Below are 18,136 nucleotides of genomic sequence, written 5' to 3' on the forward strand. Positions count from 1 at the left end.
GACTGGCCGCAGCGTCGGCCCCACGGGCGCGGGCGGCAACACGGGCGTTCCAGCGAGTGGAATGCGCGCTTGCCGGGTGCCTGACGGGTCATCACACTCGCTCCATGGAGACACGTACCGCCCTGGTGACCGGAGCGGCACAGGGCCTCGGGCAGGAGTTCGCCGTCGCGCTGGCAGGGCGTGGCTACCGGGTCGCGGGGCTCGATCTCGTCCCGCAGCCGCAGACCGCGAACCGGATCCTCGACTACGTGGAACTGGTCGGAGACGTCACCGACGAGGAGGTCGTACGGGCCGGACTGGAGCGTGTCATCGACCGGTTCGGCACCCTGCACGTCGTCGTCAACAACGCCGGCGTCTACCCGTCGAAGCCCTTCGAGGAGACGACCGCCGAGGAGTGGCGGCACGTCCTGCGCGTCAACCTGGAGGCCCCGTTCCTGGTGACGCAGGCCGCGCTGCCCCATCTGAAGGCGGCCGGGTGGGGCCGTGTCGTCAACATCGCCTCCGCGGCCGTGTTCACCGCACCGCCCACGATGGTCCCCTACGTCGCCTCGAAGATGGGCCTGATCGGCTTCACCCGCGCACTCGCCGCCGCGCTCGCCCCGTACGGGATCACCGTCAACGCCATCGCGCCCACCATGGTCTGCACCGCCACCGCCGAACGGACGGTCGGCGCCGACGGCGGCTTCGCGTTCGTGCGCGACCGGCAGGCCGTCACCCGCACCCAGGAGCCCGCCGACCTGGTCTCGACGCTGCTGTACGTGGTCGACGAGGGCAGCGGCTTCCTGACCGGGCAGACCCTCAACGTGTCAGGAGGATCAGCCTACTTGTGAGGATCCGGACGAGGGCGGAACCCATTCGCTGAGCTCCTCCCGCAACGACCGCTGGAAAGTGGTCAGCAGCGCCTGCACCACGATCGGATGCATATGGGCGGACAGCGACCTCACGTCCTGGGTGTCCCGTTCCGACACCTCGCCCCGGAACAGCTCCGCCAACTCGTGCGCCGCGGCCCGCGCATGCTCGACGAGCACGCCGCGCGCCGCGAGGATCGACTCCAAGGACAGTGGTACGTCGAGCAGTTGGACGCCGAGCCGCAGCAGCCCCGAGTCGAAGTGGTAGCCGTCGCCGTCCGCCCGTACGACGTTCATCGCGGCCAGCCGCTCCACGTCCGCGTCGGTGAGCGACCGCCCCGCCCGCTGCTCCAGCTCCACGCGTGTGGCGCGCTGCGCCGTGTCCGGCGCCCAGGAGGCCACGACCGCACGGTGGATCGCGAGGTCGTGCGGGCTCAGGCCCGGCGGCAGCTGCCGCAGATACCGCTCGATCGCCGCCAGCGTCATCCCCTGGTGCTGGAGCTCCTCGATCAGCGCGAGCCGGGAGAGGTGCTCCTGCCCGTAGTGCCCCACCCGCCGCGGACCGATCACCGGCGGCGGCAGCAGCCCCTTGGTGCCGTAGAAGCGGACCGTGCGGACCGTGACGCCCGCCCGCGCGGCCAGCTCGTCGATCGTGAGGTCGGTCGCGTCGATCTCGGTGGGTTCGGTCGTCATGTGCAGCAGTATCGCTGTCTCACCAGTGCTGTGAAACCTCGCGAACACCACGGTCGATCATGAGCGATCCCCCGCTGTGTGAGGTCCGCCACCGCGTGACCGGTGCGGGACGGGGAAGGCGGCCCCTCGGTCTGTGCGTCCACCGAGGGCACGGGCCGTACGTACGTCCGGACATCCGAGCGCGCCCGCTCGGGCGCACCAGAGAGCGGTACCACTCGTGAGCAAGGACGCCGTGGACACGGCACAGGCCGCCCGCCCCACGCTGGCGGACGGGACTCCCGCGGACGCGGGCGACGCCGGTTACAGCAAGGACCTCAAGGCCCGCCACGTCAACATGATCGCCATCGGCGGCGCGATCGGCACCGGCCTCTTCCTCGGCGCCGGAGGGCGCCTCCACACCGCGGGCCCGGCGCTCGCGCTCGCCTACCTGGTCTGCGGGATCTTCGCCTTCTTCGTGGTGCGCGCCCTCGGCGAGCTCGTCCTGTACCGCCCGTCGTCCGGTTCCTTCGTGTCGTACGCGCGCGAGTTCCTCGGCGAGAAGGGCGCGTACGTCGCCGGCTGGATGTACTTCCTGAACTGGTCGACGACCGGCATCGCCGACATCACCGCGATCGCGCTCTACACGCACTACTGGAGCCTGTTCACCGACATCCCGCAGTGGACGCTGGCCCTGATCGCCCTCGCGGTCGTCCTGGTGGTCAACCTGATCTCGGTGAAGATCTTCGGCGAGATGGAGTTCTGGTTCGCGATCATCAAGGTGACCACGTTGGTCGCCTTCATGTGCGTCGGCATCTTCCTGCTCGCCACCCGGCACGAGGTCGGCGGCCAGACCCCGGGCCCGGGCGTGATCAGTGACAACGGCGGTGCCTTCCCGCACGGTCTGATGCCCGTCGTCCTCGTCATGCAGGGCGTGATCTTCGCGTACGCCGCCCTGGAGCTGGTCGGCGTCGCCGCGGGCGAGACCGCCGAGCCGGAGAAGGTCGTCCCGCGCGCGGTGAACTCGATCATGTGGCGGGTCGGCCTGTTCTACGTCGGCTCGGTCGTCCTGCTGGCCCTGCTGCTGCCGGGCTCGGCCTACTCGGGCGACGAGAGCCCCTTCGTCACGGTCCTGTCGAAGATCGGCGTCCCGGCGGCGGGCGACGTGATGAACCTGGTGGTCCTGACGGCGGCGATGTCCTCGCTGAACTCGGGCCTCTACTCCACCGGCCGCATCCTGCGCTCGATGGCCATGGCCGGCTCGGCCCCGAAGTTCACGGCGAGGATGAACCGCAGCCAGGTCCCCTACGGCGGCATCCTGCTCACCTGCGCGGTCTGCGTCCTCGGCGTCGGCCTGAACTACCTCATGCCGAGCCAGGCCTTCGAGATCGTGCTCAACGTGGCCTCCCTGGGCGTCATCTCGACCTGGGTCATCATCATGATCTGCCACCTGGCCTTCGTCCGCCGCGCCAGGGCCGGCCTGCTCACCCGCCCCACCTTCCGCCTCCCCGGCAGCCCGGTCACGGAACTCACCACGATCGCCTTCCTCCTGGCCTGCCTCGGCATGATGGCGAACGACCCCGAAGTCGGCCGCAAGACCCTCCTCCTGATCCCCGCGATCGCCGCGATGCTGATCACCGGCTGGTACGCCACCCGCCACCGACGGACGAAGCCCGAGAACAGGAACCTGCCCGACCTCGACGAATAACCCAACGCCCACTGTCAGTGCCGGCGCCTACGGTGGCGTCATGTCGGAGATCACTTATGTCCGGGGTGACGCCACCGCGCCGTCGGTGAAGGGCGTCAAGGTCATCGCCCATGTCTGCAACGACATCGGGGGATGGGGAAAGGGCTTCGTGCTCGCGCTGTCGCGGCGCTGGCCGGCGCCGGAGAAGGCGTACCGCGCCTGGCACCGCAACCGCGCGTCGAACGACTTCGGCCTGGGCGCCGTCCAGTTCGTCCAGGTGGAGCCGTACGTGTGGGTGGCCAACATGGTCGGGCAGCGCGGGACGCGCACCGGCAGCAAGGGCGTGCCGGTGCGCTACGAGGCGATCGACGCGGCGCTGGAGAAGCTCGCGGCGAAGGCCACCGAACTCGGCGCCTCCGTGCACATGCCGCGGATAGGGTGCGGACTGGCCGGAGGGAAGTGGTCCCGGGTCGAGCCGCTCATCGGGCGGCGGCTGGTCGGGAAGGGGATCGCGGTCACGGTCTACGACCATGGGGAGGGCCGGAGTTGAGCAGGGACACCGATGTGCTGGTACTCGGCGGCGCGGGCGTCGACACCATCGTGTACGTGCCTCAGCTGCCGTTGCCGTACGCCGACAGCTACATGATCGACTCCGGGATCCGCACCCGCGCCGGCCAGACCGGAGACTTCGTCGCCGTCGCTCTCGGCTCGCTCGGCCTGCGCACCCACCACATCGACATGCTCGGCGACGACCCCGAGGGCGACCTCGTCCGCGTCCTGCACCGCGACAGGGGCATCGCCCTCACCGCCGTCCCGCAGCCGGCCGGCACCAAGCGCGCGGTCAACCTCGTCAGCCCCGACGGCCGTCGGCTGTCCCTGTACGACACCAGCCGCGGCCACCCCGACGACCGTCTGCCGGAGGCGACCGTCCGGGAGCTCGCCACGGCCAGCCGGCACGCACACGTGTCGATCACCCAGCCCTGCGCCCACGCCCTGCCCGCACTGCGCGACTGCGGCGTGAGCATCTCGACCGACCTGCACGACTGGGACGGCGAGAACCCGTACCACGAGCCGTTCGCGTACACGGCCGACGTGGTCTTCCTGTCCGCCACCGCCCTGACCGACCCCGAGCGCACCATGCGCCGCATCGTCGAACGCGGCCGCGCCGAGGTCGTCGTCGCCACCGCGGGCGCCGAGGGCGCGTATCTGCTGGCCGACGACGAGCTGACCCGGATCCCCGCGGTCGCACCGGCCGCCCCGGTCGTGGACTCCAACGGAGCGGGCGACGCCTTCGCGGCCGCGTTCCTGTACGGCAGGCTGTCCGGCGAGCCCCCGCACCGGTGCGCCCTGTACGGCGCGGTCGCCGGCGCACACGCCTGCACGGTGCCCTCGACGGAGACGGACGCGATCGACCGGGACGCGCTCCACGCCCGTGTGGCCGGATTTTTGCCCCCGGAGGAATCGGGTACCCGGGCCATGTGAGAAAGGTGCGCCGCCCCGGCACGCTGATAATCCTGTCTCTCTGCGGACTGGTTCTCGGCGCTTGTGACAGTGCCGGGCAGCGGGACTCGGCGGCCTCCGCCGCGGCGACCGGATTCGAGCGCCTGCTCAGCTCCGACGACGCCGAAGGTCTGTGCGGGGCACTCGCACCGGAGACCCGGACCGCATTGGAGGAGTCCGAGAAAGCGGATTGCGAGAAGGCGGTCGCCGCCCAGGAAATACCCCTCGGCGGCGAGATCCGCGCCACGGACGTCTACGGCAGACAGGCCCGCGTCGTCCTCGCGTCGGACACGCTGTTCCTGTCGCGGTTCGCGGACGGCTGGAAAGTCGTCGCCGCCGGATGCGTCCCCCGCCCGGACCGGCCCTACCAGTGCACCCTCCAGGGAGGCTGAGGGCGTATGCGGATCATGTTCACCCTCTGTCTGGTCCTCGTCCTCGGCGGCCTCGTCTATTTCAGCGCGGTGGGGCTGATGAACCGATGACCACGAGAACACGCGGATTCCTCCGCGACAACGGACTGGGCCTCGGCTTCGGCCTCGCATTCCTGCTGGCTCTCGTGGGACAGGCGATCGCGGGCCACGCGGAGTTCAACAACCAGCTGGCCACCGACGGACTGGCCCAGGTCGGATTCCGCGAATACCTCATGTCGTCCGACTTCGCCGTCGACGTGACGGAGAACTGGCAGTCCGAGTATCTGCAGTTCTTCCTCTACATCACCGCCACCGTGTGGCTCCTGCAAAGGGGTTCCCCCGAATCGAAGGAAATCCACAAAGCCGGAACGGAGTCCGACAAGGAGCAGCAGGTGGGCCGATACGCCCACCGGAATTCACCGCGCTGGGCCCGCGGGCGCGGATTCCGGCGGCACGTCTACTCGCACTCCCTCGGTCTGGTGATGGGCACGCTCTTCGCCCTGTCCTGGCTGTCCCAGTCGATCACCGGCGTCGCCGCCTACAACGAGGAACAGCTCCGGCAGCTCCAGGCGCCCATCGGCTGGGGAAGCTACGTCGGTTCGGCGGATTTCTGGAGCCGGACCCTGCAGAACTGGCAGTCCGAGTTCCTTGCCGTGGCGTCCATGGCCATCCTGTCCGTCTACCTCCGCCAGCGCGGCTCGCCGGAGTCCAAGCCGGTCGGGGCGGCCCACACCTCGACCGGGGTCGAAGGATGAACGGGGCCGCCCCGCCGTACTCGGGGACCAGGCCCTCCTAGTGCTCGTGCACGTCGTTCGTCGCGGCGATCTTCTTCCACGACCTCGGCTGCACCGGCGCCGCCCCGGCCTCGGCCGACCTGGCGATGGACGCGTCGGCCGCCGCGGGGGCGGCAGGCTTCGCCGGCTGGAACAGCCATGTGTCGAAGAGTGCCGACAGCGACTGCCCCGACACCTCCTCGGCGTACGTCCGGAAGTCGGCGACCGTCGCGTTGCCGTACGCGTACTTCTGCGGCCACCCCTTCAGGACCGCGAAGAAGGCGTCGTCGCCGATCTCGTTGCGCAGCGCCTGGAGGGCCAGCGCGCCCCGGTCGTAGACGGCGATGTCGAACTGGTTCTCCGGCCCCGGGTCACCGGGCTTCACCGTCCAGAACGGGTCGTCGGCCGGGTGCGAGGCGTACACGTAGTCCGCGATCTCCTGTGCCGTGCCCTCGTCCTCGTGCTCGGACCACAGCCACTGCGCGTACCGGGCGAAGCCCTCGTTGATCCAGATGTCCTTCCATCCGGCGACGGAGACGAGGTCGCCGTACCACTGGTGGGCCAGCTCGTGCACGACCACGGAGGTGTTGGAGCCGTTCGCGAACTGGCGCGGGCTGTAGAAGGGCCGGGTCTGCGTCTCCAGCGCGTACCCGGTGTTCGTGTTCGGCACATACCCGCCGAGCGCGTTGAAGGGGTACGGCCCGAAGTACTCGCTCAGCCAGTCGGCGACCTCCCCGGTCCGCTCGATGCTCGCCCGCGCCGCACCGGCGTTGTCGCCGAGGTCCTTGCTGTAGGCGTTGACGACCGGGATCCCGCTCTCGGTCCGGCCCGTGGTGATGTCGAACTTCCCGACGGCCAGCGTCGCCAGATAGGTGGCCTGCGGCTTGTTGGACCGCCAGTTGAAGCGGGTCCAGCCGAGGCGTGAACTCGTGGACTGGAGCGTGCCGTTGGAGATGGCCTGGGTGCCGTCCGGCACCAGCACGGACACGTCGTAGGTGGCCTTGTCGAGCGGGTGGTCGTTGCTGGGGAACCACCACCAGGCGGCCTCGGGCTCGTTGGCGCCGACCCCGCCGTCCGGGGTGCGGTGCCAGCTGGTGAAGCCGTACGCCTGCTTCGACGACGGCACCCCGCTGTAGCGCACGACGACGGTGACGGAGGTGCCCTTCGCCAGCGGTGTCTTCGGCGTGATCTCCAGCTCGTGCTCGCCCGACGTGGCGAACGACGCCTTCGCGCCGTTGACCCGCACCTCGTCGACGTCCAGCAGGAAGTCCAGGTTGAAGCGCGACAGATCCTGGGTGGTGCGGGCCAGGAGGGTTGCCGTGCCCTCCAGTTCGTCCGTCGCCGGCTGGTACTTCAGCCGCAGGTCGTAGTGGGAGACGTCGTATCCGCCGTTGCCGTAGGCCGGGTAGTAGGGGTCGCCGATGCCCGGAGCGCCGGGGGAGTGGCTCGCGGCCGACGCCGGGATCGCCAGCAGGACGGACGCGGCGGCCAGTGCGCCGGGCGCGATGAGTCTGCGGTGCACGAAAGCTCCAAGTCGTAGGGTCACGAAGTCTGTTCGGAGCCTATTCATCACCTGTGGGCGCAGGCGTGTCCACAGCCGCCCCTGTCACACAATCGCCATTTGGCCGTCATGAGCGATCACGTCCCACGCACCTTTCCAGCCACATCCCGCCCGCCCCGATCGGCCCTCTTTTGCGCGGGAGTTGACCGCTGTACCGTCCGCGCCATGCCGATACGCACGCCCTTCACGATCTGGAGAACGCTCGCGACGGCGGCCACCGCCGCCCTGCTGGCCACGTTCCTCACGCCCGTCGCCGCACAGGCCGCCCCGCGTGAGAGCCGACCCGTCTACTCGTACGAGAACGCCGTCCGTGAGGCCGTCTGGGTGGACACCGGACTCGACGGGGACGGGGACGGCAGGAGCGACCGCGTGGCCGTCGACATCGTCCGGCCCCGCGAACTCGCCCAGCAGGGCCGCAAGGTGCCGGTCGTCATGGACGCCAGCCCGTACTACTCCTGCTGCGGTCGCGGCAACGAGAGCCAGCGCAAGACGTACGACGCGAACGGCCACGTCGTCCAGATGCCGCTGTTCTACGACAACTACTTCGTGCCCCGCGGCTACGCCTTCGTCGGAGTCGACCTCGCCGGCACCAACCGCTCCGACGGGTGCGTGGACGTCGGCGGCCGCTCGGACGTCCTGTCGGCCAAAGCGGTGGTCGACTGGCTGAATGGCCGGGCCACCGCCTACACGAGCCGCACCGGGAGCGCCAAGACCAAGGCCGGCTGGACCAACGGCAGAACCGGCATGATCGGCAAGAGCTGGGACGGCACCATCGCCAACGGCGTCGCCGCCACCGGCGTCAAGGGACTCAAGACGATCGTCCCGATCAGCGCCATCTCCTCCTGGTACGACTACTACTTCCAGCAGGGCGCCCCGCTCTACGACTCCGGCCCCGACTGGCTGTCCGACTACGTCAACAGCCCCGACGCCCGCGCCAAGTGCGACGCCGTCCAGCAGAAGATCGTCGACGGCGCCCCGCGCACCGGCGACTGGACGGACTTCTGGACCGAGCGCGACTACCTCAAGGGCGCCTCCAAGGTGCGGGCCAGCGTCTTCGCCATCCACGGCCAGCAGGACCTCAACGTCCGGATGAAGCACCTCGGCCAGTGGTGGGACGCCCTCGGCAGGCACGGCGTCGAGCGGAAGATCTGGCTCTCCCAGACCGGCCACGTCGACCCCTTCGACTTCCGCCGCGCCGAGTGGGTCGACACCCTGCACCGCTGGTTCGACCACGAGCTCCTCGGCTACGACAACGGCATCGACCGCGAGCCGATGGCCGACATCGAACGCCACCCCGACCAGTGGGTCACCTCCAAGACCTGGCCCCCGCGCGGCACGAGCACCGCGACCCTGCGCCCCGCCCACGGACCCCAGCCCGGCGTCGGCACCCTCGGCCTGACCCGCGACCGCGGCACCGAGAGCTTCACCGACGACCCGGCCCTGAGTGAGACCGACTGGTCCGCGCGGATCGACACGTCCACCCCCGAGAAGGCGGGCTTCACCACCGGCGTCCTCACCAAGGACCTGCGACTGGCCGGCTCCTCGAAGGTCACCGTCACCGCCACCCCGACCACCTCGACGGCTCATCTCTCCGCCGTCCTCGTGGATCTCGGCCCCGCCACCATCCGGGACTACGCGACCGCCGGTGAGGGCATCGCCACGCTCACCGACCGCACCTGCTGGGGCGTCAGCAGCGCCGGTGACAGCGCCTGCTTCAAGCAGACGCAGGCCAAGACCGCCGACGTCGACTACGAGGTCGTCAGCCGCGGCTGGGCCGACCTCGGCACCTACGCCGACCCCGGCAAGGGCGTTCCGCTCACCCCGGGCAAGGCGTACACCATCACCGTCGACCTGGCGGCCACCGACCACGTCGTCCCCGCCGGTCACCGCTTGGCGCTGATCGTCGCGGGCACGGACAAGGACCTGATCGACCCGCCGTCGACCACCCCGACGCTCACGATCGACCTGTCCCGCACCTCGGCCCGCGTCCCGTTCGTCGGCGGCGCCTCGGCGTTCGCGCATGCCACGAAGGGCGCCGCCACCGCCGTACCGCAGGCCGCGCCGCTCGACGGCGTGACGGCGCCGCGGACCCTCCAGCGCGTCCCGGGGGCGGGCCGGTGATCCGAGCCCTCACGCTGAGCACGGCGGCCCTGGCCGCGTCCCTGGTCGCCGTGCCGGCCCACGCGGCCGACGCCCCGCCGCGCACCGGTTTCGAGCAGTCCCACGGGGCCCGCTGGACGGGCGGGACGGAGGAACAGGACTTCCTGGCGGCCGTCGACGCGGGGAGCGACCGGGTCTCCCTCGCCCGCATCGGTACGACGAAGCAGGGCCGCCCCCTCCAACTGGTCCGCGTGGGCAGGCAGAGCGCCCCGAACAAGGTGCTCCTCGTGTGCAGCCAGCACGGTGACGAGCCGTCCGGCCGCGAGGCCTGTCTCTCCAGGATCCGCGACCTGGCGTACACGAAGGACGCCGGCACCCGGCGCTTCCTGGACCGCACCACCCTTCTCGTCGTGCCCACCGCCAACCCCGACGGCCGGGCCGCCGACACCCGCGGCAACAGCGACGGCATCGACGTCAACCGCGACCACCTCGCCCTCCAGACGGCCGAGGGGCGGGCCCTGGCCGCCGTGATCCGCGACCGGCAGCCCGATGTCATCTACGACCTGCACGAATACGGAGCCACACCCCCGTACTACGACAAGGACCTCTTCGATCTCTGGCCCCGCAACCTCAACGCGGACGAGGCGGTCCACGACGAGGCCGAGACCCTGTCCCGGGCGTATGTCCGTCCCGCCGCACAGCGCGCCGGATACACCACCGGCACGTACGGCATCTGGACCGACCCCGTCACGGGCGATCCGATCAGACAGACCGCCGGTGACGGCCAGGAACGCATCCTGCGGAACATGTCCGGCATCAAGCACGCGGTCGGCCTGCTCATCGAGAGCCGCGTCGACGCGCTCGCGGACGTCGACGAGGCGACCAACAACCGGCGCCGGGTCAGTTCCCAACTGGCGGCGCTGAAGGGTCTGTTCGGCTTCACCGACGAGCGTCGCGACCGGATCGAGGCGGCGACCGGCACGGCCCGCCACCAGGGCTGGGCCGACACCGGACCCGTCTACACCGGCGGCGCCGACAATGATCCGCCCGAACCCGCCGAGGTGATTGAGGACCCGCCCTGCGGGTACCGGCTCACCGACGCCCAGTACGCGGAGGTCAAGGACGAACTAGCCCTGCACGGAGTGCGGACCAAGGGCACCCTCGTCCCCCTCCGCCAGCCCCTGCGTGCCCTCGTCCCGCTGCTCCTCGACGAACGCGCCCCGTACCACCTGACGGTCGGGGAGCCCGACACCGACTGCTGAAGCGGCATCGATCAGCGGCACCTGTGGTACTCCGTATCCATGGTTTTCGGGAGAAGGTGCCGCAAATGACGGAAGACTTGAAGAAAAGGGGTGGCCGGGAAGATCCCTCGGACGTTCCCGGCCCCCACACCACCGACCGTGTGGTGTTCGGTGTCACCGCCGTCATCACCGTGGCGTTCGTGGTCTGGGGCTCGACGGCGACGGACTCGCTGGAGAGCGTCTCCACGAAGATGCTCAACGGCCTGATCCACAACGGCGGTTGGGCCTTCATGCTGGCGGCCTCCTGCTTCGTCGTCTTCGCCCTGTGGCTCGCGGTCAGCCGCTACGGCCGTATCCACCTCGGCGCCGAGGGCGAGGAACCCGAGTTCAAGACGGTGTCCTGGGTCGCGATGATGTTCAGCGCCGGCATGGGCATCGGTCTGATGTTCTACGGCGTGAGCGAACCGCTCTCGCACTACACGAACCCACCGCCGGGCACCACCCCCGCCGACTCCGCGGAACGCATGGAGACGGCGATGGCCACCACCCTCTTCCACTGGACGCTGCACCCCTGGGCGATCTACGCGGTGGTCGGCCTCGGCATCGCCTACAGCACCTACCGCAAACGCCGCCGCCAGACCATCAGCGCGGTCTTCACCCCGCTCATCGGCGAGAAGCACGCCAACGGCACCGCGGGCCGGGTGATCGACATCCTCGCGATCATCGCCACCATCTTCGGCTCGGCGGCCTCGCTGGGCCTGGGCGCGCTCCAGATCGGCTCCGGATTCCAGGAGCTGGACTGGATGGACGACGTGAGCGAGGGGCTGCTCGTCGCCATCATCGCCGTACTGACACTGGCCTTCGTGGCCTCGGCGGTCTCCGGTGTGGAGAAGGGCATCCAGTGGCTGTCGAACATCAACATGGTGCTCGCGCTGATCCTCGCCGTGTTCGTGTTCATCGCGGGCCCCACGATCATCGTCCTCGATCTGCTGCCCACCTCGATCTTCGCCTACCTCGGCGACCTGCCCCAGCTCGCCGGCCGCACCGAGGCCAGCGGCGGCGAGGGCGTCGCGGACTGGCTCGGCAGCTGGACCGTCTTCTACTGGGCCTGGTGGATCTCCTGGACGCCGTTCGTCGGCATGTTCATCGCCCGCATCAGCCGCGGCCGCACCATCCGGCAGTTCGTCGGCGGCGTCATCCTCGTGCCCAGCACCGTCAGCCTGGTCTGGTTCGCGGTCTTCGGCGGTACGGCGATGAAGCTGAAGGAGGGCGGCGCGCTCCGCGGTGCCGACACCCCCGAGGGGCAACTCTTCGGAGTCCTCCAGGAGTTCCCCATCGCGACCGCCACCAGCCTGCTCGTGATGATCCTGGTCGGCATCTTCTTCGTCTCGGGCGCCGACGCCGCCTCCATCGTGATGGGCACGCTCTCCCAGCGGGGCGCCCTCGAACCCGGCCGCTTCGTCGTCGTGTTCTGGGGCATCGTGACCGGGGCCGTCGCCGCCATCATGCTGCTCGTCGGCAGCGGCCAGGGGGACGCGCTCACCGGTCTGCAGAACCTCACGATCCTGGCCGCCGCGCCCTTCGTCCTCGTGATGATCGGCATGTGCGTCGCCCTCATGCGCGACCTGCGCCGCGACCCGGTCATCGTGCGCGGCGAGATGGGCTCCGAGGCCGTGGAACTCGCCGTGATCGAGGGCCACAAGAGGTACGACGGCGACTTCGAGATCAGGGTCGGCCCGGGCGCCGGGACGGAGACGGAGGGCGACCCACTGGGCCACGACCACGGCTAGCTCCGCTGGAAGAGCGGTGACGACCTGCGGGCCGGTGGGGGCTGTGCCGGAATCTGATCAAGACGGCTCGGCCGGATTCAGGATGCGGCCAGCCTCGCCGCCTCCTCCGCGCAGCCCCACGCCACCGTCACCCCGCCCCCACCGTGCCCGTAGTTGTGCACCAGAGCCCTGCCCTCCGGCAGCGGGACGCGCTCCAGCCGCACCGCGTCCCGCACCGGCCGCAGCCCCACCCGGTGCCCCAGCACCCGCGCCCCCGCGATCTCCGGCCGCAGCGCCGCACACCGCCGTACGATCGCCTCGGCCACCGCCGGATCCGGTTCCGTCGACCAGGCCCCGTCGTCCGCCGTGCCGCCCAGCAGGAGGCGGTCCGGATGCGGGAAGCAGTACGCCATCTCCCCGTCGGCGCCGGTCGACACGACCCATGTCCGGATGCCGGGGTTCGCCACGACCACCAACTGCCCTCGCACCGGCTGCACGGAGGCGTCCGGCACCAGCTCCCGCGCGCCCAGCCCCGTGCAGTTGACCACCACCGGCGCACCGACGGACACCAGGTCGGACACCGTACGCGTCTCGATCGTCCCGCCCGCGTCGAGCAACCGCTGCCGCAGCCAGGGCAGATGGACCGTCATGTCGACGAGCGGCAGCCGTGCCCACACCCCCGGCCCGGCGTACTCCGCGGCCGTGGCGGCCCGCAGACCCGGCAGCCGCCGGCCCGCCCAGGCCGTGGCCTCGTCCAGGTCCGCCTCGCCCAGTACTCCTTCGACCACGCGTACGCCGGTACGGTCCGGGTCCGCCGCGAGCGCCTCGTACACCTCCAGCGAGCGCAGCGCCCACGCGCGGGCCGACGCGACCGGATCGATCCGGTGCGGCCACCACAGCGCCCCCGCAACCCACGAGGTGGTGCGCTCGACGGGATCCCGGGTCCACACCCGCACCCGCCTGCCGCGCTCGGCCAGGACCACGGCCGTCGTCAGCCCGATCACCCCACCGCCGACCACCACAACATCGCTGCTCGGATCACCGTCCACACCGGGACGTTAGCGGAATGTCGCATGCCGTGCGCAGAGCGCGCTTGCTGCGGGAATACTCGCAGCATGTCTGCCGAGTACGCGACCTTCGGCCTGGCACCGGCGATGCGTGCCGGTGGAGTTCTTGTCAACGGTGAGTTCCAGGTCCACCGGGACTTCATGGACTTCATCGTCGACGGACGACCGCTGCTCTTCCAACTCTCCGACCTCGACGCCGTCTCCCCGCTGGCCTCCGACGTACCGCCCTCGATCTTCACCGCCCAGGTCCGCAGCCTGTTGCTGGAGACGGACGCCCCGCTTCCGGGCGGGCGCTACGTCATCTACGGCTGCCCCGAGTGCGAGGACCTCGGGTGCGGTGCCGTCACCGCCGTGATCGACGAGGAGCACGGCGACTTCATCTGGCGGGACTTCGCCTGGCAGACCGACGAGCACGCCGACCTGGAGCTCAACGGCTACCACGGCATCGGCCCCTTCCGCTTCCGCGGGCCCGAGTACCGACAGGCCCTGGACTCCCTGCTCGGCCCCGACTCCGCGAGCCCGCGCCGCCGCGTCCTGCTGATCGGCGCCCGCGTCGCCCTCCTCGCCAAACTCGCCGCCGCCCTGCGCACCATCGGCATCGGCGCCGACATCACCCAGGACGCCGAGGGCGTGTCCGCCGACGAACTGCGCGCCTACGGTGCCGTCGCCTTCGGCCGTGCGGTGGCTCAGCAGGAACGTGCCGCCGTACGCCGGTCCTTCGAACGCGCCGGCGTCGAGGTGGCCTATGTCGACGGCCTCGCCCCGATAGTCCCCCTCCTCGTCGCCCAGATCGAGCACGCCCTCGACCGCAGCCCGCAGGAACAGCGCCGCCTGACCCGGCTGGTCGCCGCCGACGGCGAGGCGGGCATCGAGGTCACCTCGCCGTGCCGGGTGCGCCTCACGGCGTACCGCGTCGACCGGCTCTTCCGCACGCACGCCCAGGAGGTCTTCGACGGGGTGCTGGAGGCGGGCCGGCATCGCATCGCGCTGGACGCGAGGGCGGTGAAGGGGGAGTCGTTCGTGGTGGCGCGGACATCGGGCGGCGTGCTGGTCGAGGCGATGGCGCACTGAGGGCCCCGCCGGGGCGGGGGTCCGGGCGCTCAGGAGAACAGCAGGCGCCAGGTCAGGGGACCGGGGATGTCGTCGGCGTCGCTGGTGAAGCGCGGTTTCGGCGACCACTACAAGGTCGGCCCCAGCAGGACGTGGGGCGAGGCGGACCAGCTCAATGTGCGGGCCTGCTTGCCGAGCTGGAGGACGTACTTGTTCGAGGCGCCGGGCACGAAGTACTTGCGTCCCGGGAACGCGGGGACCTTCGGCTCGGCGGGCAGCGCGGGGGCGTCGTCGTCCACGTCCAGCTCGGCCTTGGCGTACTTGACCAGCGCCCTGGACGAGGTCTCGATGTCGAAGTGCTGGTACCACTTCAGCTTCTTCGCGTCGAGGTCCGGCACCGCCGTCAGGTTCGGAGCGGAGCCCATGGAAGGGGTGATGTGGGCCGGATGGCCGTGCGATGCAAGGAAGTTGACCGCAAAAGTACAGCCGCCGGGGGGAGATCGGAGCGATTCTGCGCAGCTGCGCCGTCCTCGCGTTGTCGTCCCCCGTGGCGCCGGCTCGGCCCCCGGCACGGAATCCGCGGGAAGCCTCCTCCGGCACCTCGCTAGGATCGATCCCCTCATGACTGCCACACTCGTCGCCAAGAACCTCGCCGCCGGCCACGGCGACCGCTCCCTGTTCGCCGGGCTCGACCTCGTCGTCGCGCCCGGTGACGTCATCGGGCTGGTCGGAGCCAACGGCGCGGGCAAGTCCACCCTGCTCAGGCTGCTCGCCGGGCTGACCACGCCGGAGGAGGGCGAGCTCCGGCTCTCCCCGCCGACGGCGACCGTCGGCCACCTTCCCCAGGAACCGGAGCGCCGCCCCGGCGAGACGGTCCGGGACTTCCTGGCCCGCCGCACCGGCGTCGCCGAGGCCCAGCGGGTCATGGACGAGGCGACCCAGGCCCTGGTCGACGGGGCGCCGGGCGCGGACGACGCGTACTCCACGAGCCTGGAGCGCTGGCTCGACCTCGGCGGCGCGGACCTGGACGAGCGCGCCGCCGAGGTGGCCGACACACTGGGCCTGGCCGTGGACCTGGACCAGCCGATGACGTCCCTGTCCGGCGGCCAGGCGGCACGGGCGGGGCTCGCGTCGCTGCTGCTCTCCCGCTACGACGTCTTCCTCCTCGACGAGCCGACCAACGACCTCGACCTGGACGGCCTGGAGCGCCTGGAGCGCTTCGTGAGCGGCCTGCGCGCGGGCACGGTCGTCGTCAGCCACGACCGCGAGTTCCTCACCCGCACGGTCACCAAGGTCCTCGAACTCGACCTGGCGCAGGGACAGATCAATATCTACGGCGGCGGCTACGAGGCCTATCTGGAGGAGCGCGACGTGTCCCGCCGGCACGCCCGCGACGACTTCGAGGAGTACGCCGACAAGAAGGCGGCCCTCCAGGACCGGGCGCAGACCCAGCGGTCCTGGATGGACAAGGGCGTCAAGAACGCGCGCCGCAAGGCAAGCAACGACAACGACAAGATCGGCCGCAAGTTCCGCAGCGAGGCCAGCGAGAAGCAGGCCGCGAAGGCCCGGCAGACCCAGCGCATGATCGAACGCCTGGAGGTCGTCGAGGAGCCGCGCAAGGAGTGGGAACTGCACATGGAGATCGCCTCGGCGCCGCGCTCGGGCTCGGTGGTGGCGACCCTGCGGGAGGCGGAGGTCCGCCGCGGTGACTTCGTGCTCGGCCCGGTGACCCTGCAGATCGACTGGGCGGACCGGGTGGCGGTCACCGGCGCGAACGGCGCCGGCAAGTCGACCCTCCTCGGGGCGCTGCTGGGCCGTGTCCCGGTCGACGCGGGCACCGCCTCGCTGGGCTCCGGCGTCCTGGTCGGCGAGGTCGACCAGGCCCGCAAGCTGTTCCACGGCACCGAGTCACTGCTGGACGCCTTCTGCGCCGCGGTCCCCGACACCGAACCGGCCGAGGTCCGCACCCTGCTGGCCAAGTTCGGTCTGAAGGCCCACCACGTCCTGCGCCCGGCGGCCACGCTCTCCCCGGGCGAACGCACGAGGTCCGCCCTGGCCCTGCTCCAGGGCCGGGGCGTCAACCTCCTGGTCCTCGACGAACCGACCAACCACCTCGACCTCCCGGCCATCGAGCAGCTGGAGTCGGCGCTCGACGCCTACGAGGGCACGCTGCTCCTGGTGACGCACGACCGCCGCATGCTGGACGCGGTCCATGTCACCCGCCGCCTGGAGGTCGCGGACGGCAAGGTGACCGAACGCTAGGACCGGTGGCGCAGCAGCGAGCAGACGAGGTTCTCCTGGACGGCCCGCATCCGGCGCAGCAGGTCCGGCTTCTGGGCCTGGTTGATCTGGGTGGTGACCGAGAACGTCAGTGACCGCTGCCCGTCCGGGGTCGCCGCGATGAGCTGGGTGTAGCCGAGGGTGTTGCCGGTGTGCCCCAGCACCACGCCGCAGCGGGTGGTGTAGCGGAAGATGGCGAGCCCCGCGTCGTTGCGCCCGGGCCCCTTGGGCTCGGAGTTGCCGGGGATCCAGTCGCGTTGCTGCTCCACGACCTGCGGTCCGTACAGTCGCCCTCCGGCGTAACCGCGGATGAAGCGCGTCATGTCGGAGGGCGTGGAGACGATTCCGCCCGACGCCCACACGCCGGACATGCCCAGGACCTCGCTCACGTCCACGGGCGGGTCGGGCGGGGTCACGTCGTAGCCGTGCAGATACGGCTTCGGCATCCGGTACCCCTGCGGCAGGCTGGTGTCGCGCAGGCCCAGCGGCCGGTACACCAGCTTGTGCAGCAGTTGTTCGTACGGGATGTGGGTGGCCGCCTCCGCCATCAGGGCCACGGCGATGTTGTCCGAGTTGGAGTACTCGTACCGGGAGCCCGGCTCGAACCGCAGGGGTTCGTCGGCGACGAAGTCCAGCAGCTTGCGGGAGTCGAAGCGGTGCCGGGGGTCGGCGAGGACGATCTTCAGGAACCCGGCGCTCCGCGAGTAGTCGGGCAGGCCGCTGGTGTGGTGCAGCAGCTGGCGCAGTGTCACGGCATGCCAGGCCTTGGGCAGGTGCGGCAGCCGCTCACCGAGGGTGTCGTCGAGGTCCAGGGTGTTCCAGTCGACGAGGGAGAGCGCGACCGCGCCGCTGAAGGCCTTGGCCGTACTGGCGATCCGCATGTGGTCGTGGGGCGCGGGCCGGCGACCGGTGTCGAGATCGGCGACTCCGGCCCTGAGGACCCGGCTGTTCCTGCCGTCCCGGAGCACGGCGATGACACCGGGCGGACCGCCGGGCGCGTCGACCAGGTCCTGGAGCTGCTGCTGCAGCCTGGTGTCGGTGTGCGGTCCGGGCGGCGCGGTGGTGGCGACGGCGGTCGGTGACAGTGCGGCCAGAGAGGCCGCGAGCAGGGCGACCGCCGTGCGGCGACGGAATCTGGAGGGGACAGGCATGGACTCTCCCGGGCAGGCGGGACGGGGCGG

Annotated in this window: 16 protein-coding genes; 11 read left to right on the forward strand and 5 right to left on the reverse strand. The window is 70.7% G+C overall.

From position 1 onward, the window contains the following. Nucleotides 1-104: 104 nt before the first annotated feature. On the forward strand, nucleotides 105-830 hold the full coding sequence (locus OG381_RS39225; protein WP_327720718.1) for an SDR family NAD(P)-dependent oxidoreductase: 726 nt from the start codon (nucleotides 105-107) through the stop codon (nucleotides 828-830). On the opposite strand, the gene OG381_RS39230 is transcribed toward OG381_RS39225, so the two are convergent. Then, the gene (locus tag OG381_RS39230; RefSeq protein WP_327720719.1) at nucleotides 816-1,541 is read right to left on the reverse strand and encodes a MerR family transcriptional regulator; all 726 of its coding nucleotides are present in this window, start codon (nucleotides 1,539-1,541) and stop codon (nucleotides 816-818) included. The two genes, OG381_RS39225 and OG381_RS39230, sit on opposite strands and share 15 nt — an antisense overlap. 217 nt (nucleotides 1,542-1,758) lie before the next feature. Between OG381_RS39230 and OG381_RS39235 the strand changes: the two genes are divergently transcribed. The 5 genes from OG381_RS39235 to OG381_RS39255 all read left to right on the forward strand — a co-directional run bounded on the left by OG381_RS39235 (nucleotide 1,759) and on the right by OG381_RS39255 (nucleotide 5,869). Beyond that, on the forward strand, nucleotides 1,759-3,225 hold the full coding sequence (locus OG381_RS39235; RefSeq protein WP_327720720.1) for an amino acid permease: 1,467 nt from the start codon (nucleotides 1,759-1,761) through the stop codon (nucleotides 3,223-3,225). Between the two features lie 40 nt (nucleotides 3,226-3,265). After that, nucleotides 3,266-3,754 (forward strand): macro domain-containing protein, encoded by a 489-nt coding sequence (locus OG381_RS39240; RefSeq protein WP_327720721.1) that lies wholly within the window; start codon nucleotides 3,266-3,268, stop codon nucleotides 3,752-3,754. Next, entirely contained in the window at nucleotides 3,751-4,686 is a 936-nt protein-coding gene (locus OG381_RS39245; RefSeq protein WP_327720722.1) for a PfkB family carbohydrate kinase, read from the forward strand. The genes OG381_RS39240 and OG381_RS39245 overlap by 4 nt, the downstream gene beginning before the upstream one ends. After that, a complete protein-coding gene (locus OG381_RS39250) occupies nucleotides 4,683-5,096 on the forward strand; it encodes a hypothetical protein (RefSeq protein ID WP_327720723.1) in 414 nt (137 codons plus the stop codon). The genes OG381_RS39245 and OG381_RS39250 overlap by 4 nt, the downstream gene beginning before the upstream one ends. A gap of 86 nt (nucleotides 5,097-5,182) precedes the next feature. Beyond that, nucleotides 5,183-5,869 (forward strand): DUF6766 family protein, encoded by a 687-nt coding sequence (locus OG381_RS39255; protein WP_327720724.1) that lies wholly within the window; start codon nucleotides 5,183-5,185, stop codon nucleotides 5,867-5,869. 37 nt (nucleotides 5,870-5,906) lie between these two features. Here the strand turns inward: OG381_RS39255 and OG381_RS39260 are convergent, their stop codons facing one another. Then, nucleotides 5,907-7,409 (reverse strand): M1 family metallopeptidase, encoded by a 1,503-nt coding sequence (locus OG381_RS39260; protein ID WP_327720725.1) that lies wholly within the window; start codon nucleotides 7,407-7,409, stop codon nucleotides 5,907-5,909. A 204-nt stretch (nucleotides 7,410-7,613) separates the two neighbouring features. Here OG381_RS39260 and OG381_RS39265 point away from each other — a divergent pair, with 204 nt between their 5' ends. From OG381_RS39265 to OG381_RS39275, 3 genes are all read left to right on the forward strand, one after another. Further along, nucleotides 7,614-9,569 carry a Xaa-Pro dipeptidyl-peptidase gene (locus OG381_RS39265; protein WP_327720726.1) on the forward strand — a complete coding sequence of 652 codons (1,956 nt, stop codon included), beginning with the start codon at nucleotides 7,614-7,616 and terminating at the stop codon, nucleotides 9,567-9,569. Further along, complete coding sequence (locus OG381_RS39270; protein ID WP_327720727.1) at nucleotides 9,566-10,810, forward strand: M14 family metallopeptidase; 1,245 nt, start codon at nucleotides 9,566-9,568, stop codon at nucleotides 10,808-10,810. The genes OG381_RS39265 and OG381_RS39270 overlap by 4 nt, the downstream gene beginning before the upstream one ends. 65 nt (nucleotides 10,811-10,875) lie before the next feature. Beyond that, nucleotides 10,876-12,579: a BCCT family transporter gene (locus OG381_RS39275; RefSeq protein ID WP_327720728.1), complete on the forward strand. Its 1,704-nt coding sequence runs from the start codon at nucleotides 10,876-10,878 to the stop codon at nucleotides 12,577-12,579. 77 nt (nucleotides 12,580-12,656) lie between these two features. Here the strand turns inward: OG381_RS39275 and OG381_RS39280 are convergent, their stop codons facing one another. Then, a complete protein-coding gene (locus OG381_RS39280; RefSeq protein WP_327720729.1) occupies nucleotides 12,657-13,607 on the reverse strand; it encodes an FAD-dependent oxidoreductase in 951 nt (316 codons plus the stop codon). A 66-nt stretch (nucleotides 13,608-13,673) separates the two neighbouring features. Here OG381_RS39280 and OG381_RS39285 point away from each other — a divergent pair, with 66 nt between their 5' ends. After that, nucleotides 13,674-14,696: an oxidoreductase gene (locus OG381_RS39285; RefSeq protein WP_327720730.1), complete on the forward strand. Its 1,023-nt coding sequence runs from the start codon at nucleotides 13,674-13,676 to the stop codon at nucleotides 14,694-14,696. A gap of 107 nt (nucleotides 14,697-14,803) precedes the next feature. On the opposite strand, the gene OG381_RS39290 is transcribed toward OG381_RS39285, so the two are convergent. Then, the gene (locus OG381_RS39290; RefSeq protein ID WP_327720731.1) at nucleotides 14,804-15,100 is read right to left on the reverse strand and encodes a hypothetical protein; all 297 of its coding nucleotides are present in this window, start codon (nucleotides 15,098-15,100) and stop codon (nucleotides 14,804-14,806) included. Between the two features lie 196 nt (nucleotides 15,101-15,296). On the opposite strand from OG381_RS39290, the gene OG381_RS39295 reads away from it, so the two are divergent. Beyond that, the gene (locus OG381_RS39295; protein WP_327720732.1) at nucleotides 15,297-16,937 is read left to right on the forward strand and encodes an ABC-F family ATP-binding cassette domain-containing protein; all 1,641 of its coding nucleotides are present in this window, start codon (nucleotides 15,297-15,299) and stop codon (nucleotides 16,935-16,937) included. Here OG381_RS39295 and OG381_RS39300 read toward each other — a convergent pair. Beyond that, complete coding sequence (locus OG381_RS39300) at nucleotides 16,934-18,106, reverse strand: serine hydrolase domain-containing protein (protein WP_327720733.1); 1,173 nt, start codon at nucleotides 18,104-18,106, stop codon at nucleotides 16,934-16,936. The two genes, OG381_RS39295 and OG381_RS39300, sit on opposite strands and share 4 nt — an antisense overlap. Between the last annotated feature and the right edge of the window lie 30 nt (nucleotides 18,107-18,136).

The organism is Streptomyces sp. NBC_00490 (assembly GCF_036013645.1).
GTDB lineage: Bacteria > Actinomycetota > Actinomycetes > Streptomycetales > Streptomycetaceae > Streptomyces > Streptomyces canus_F.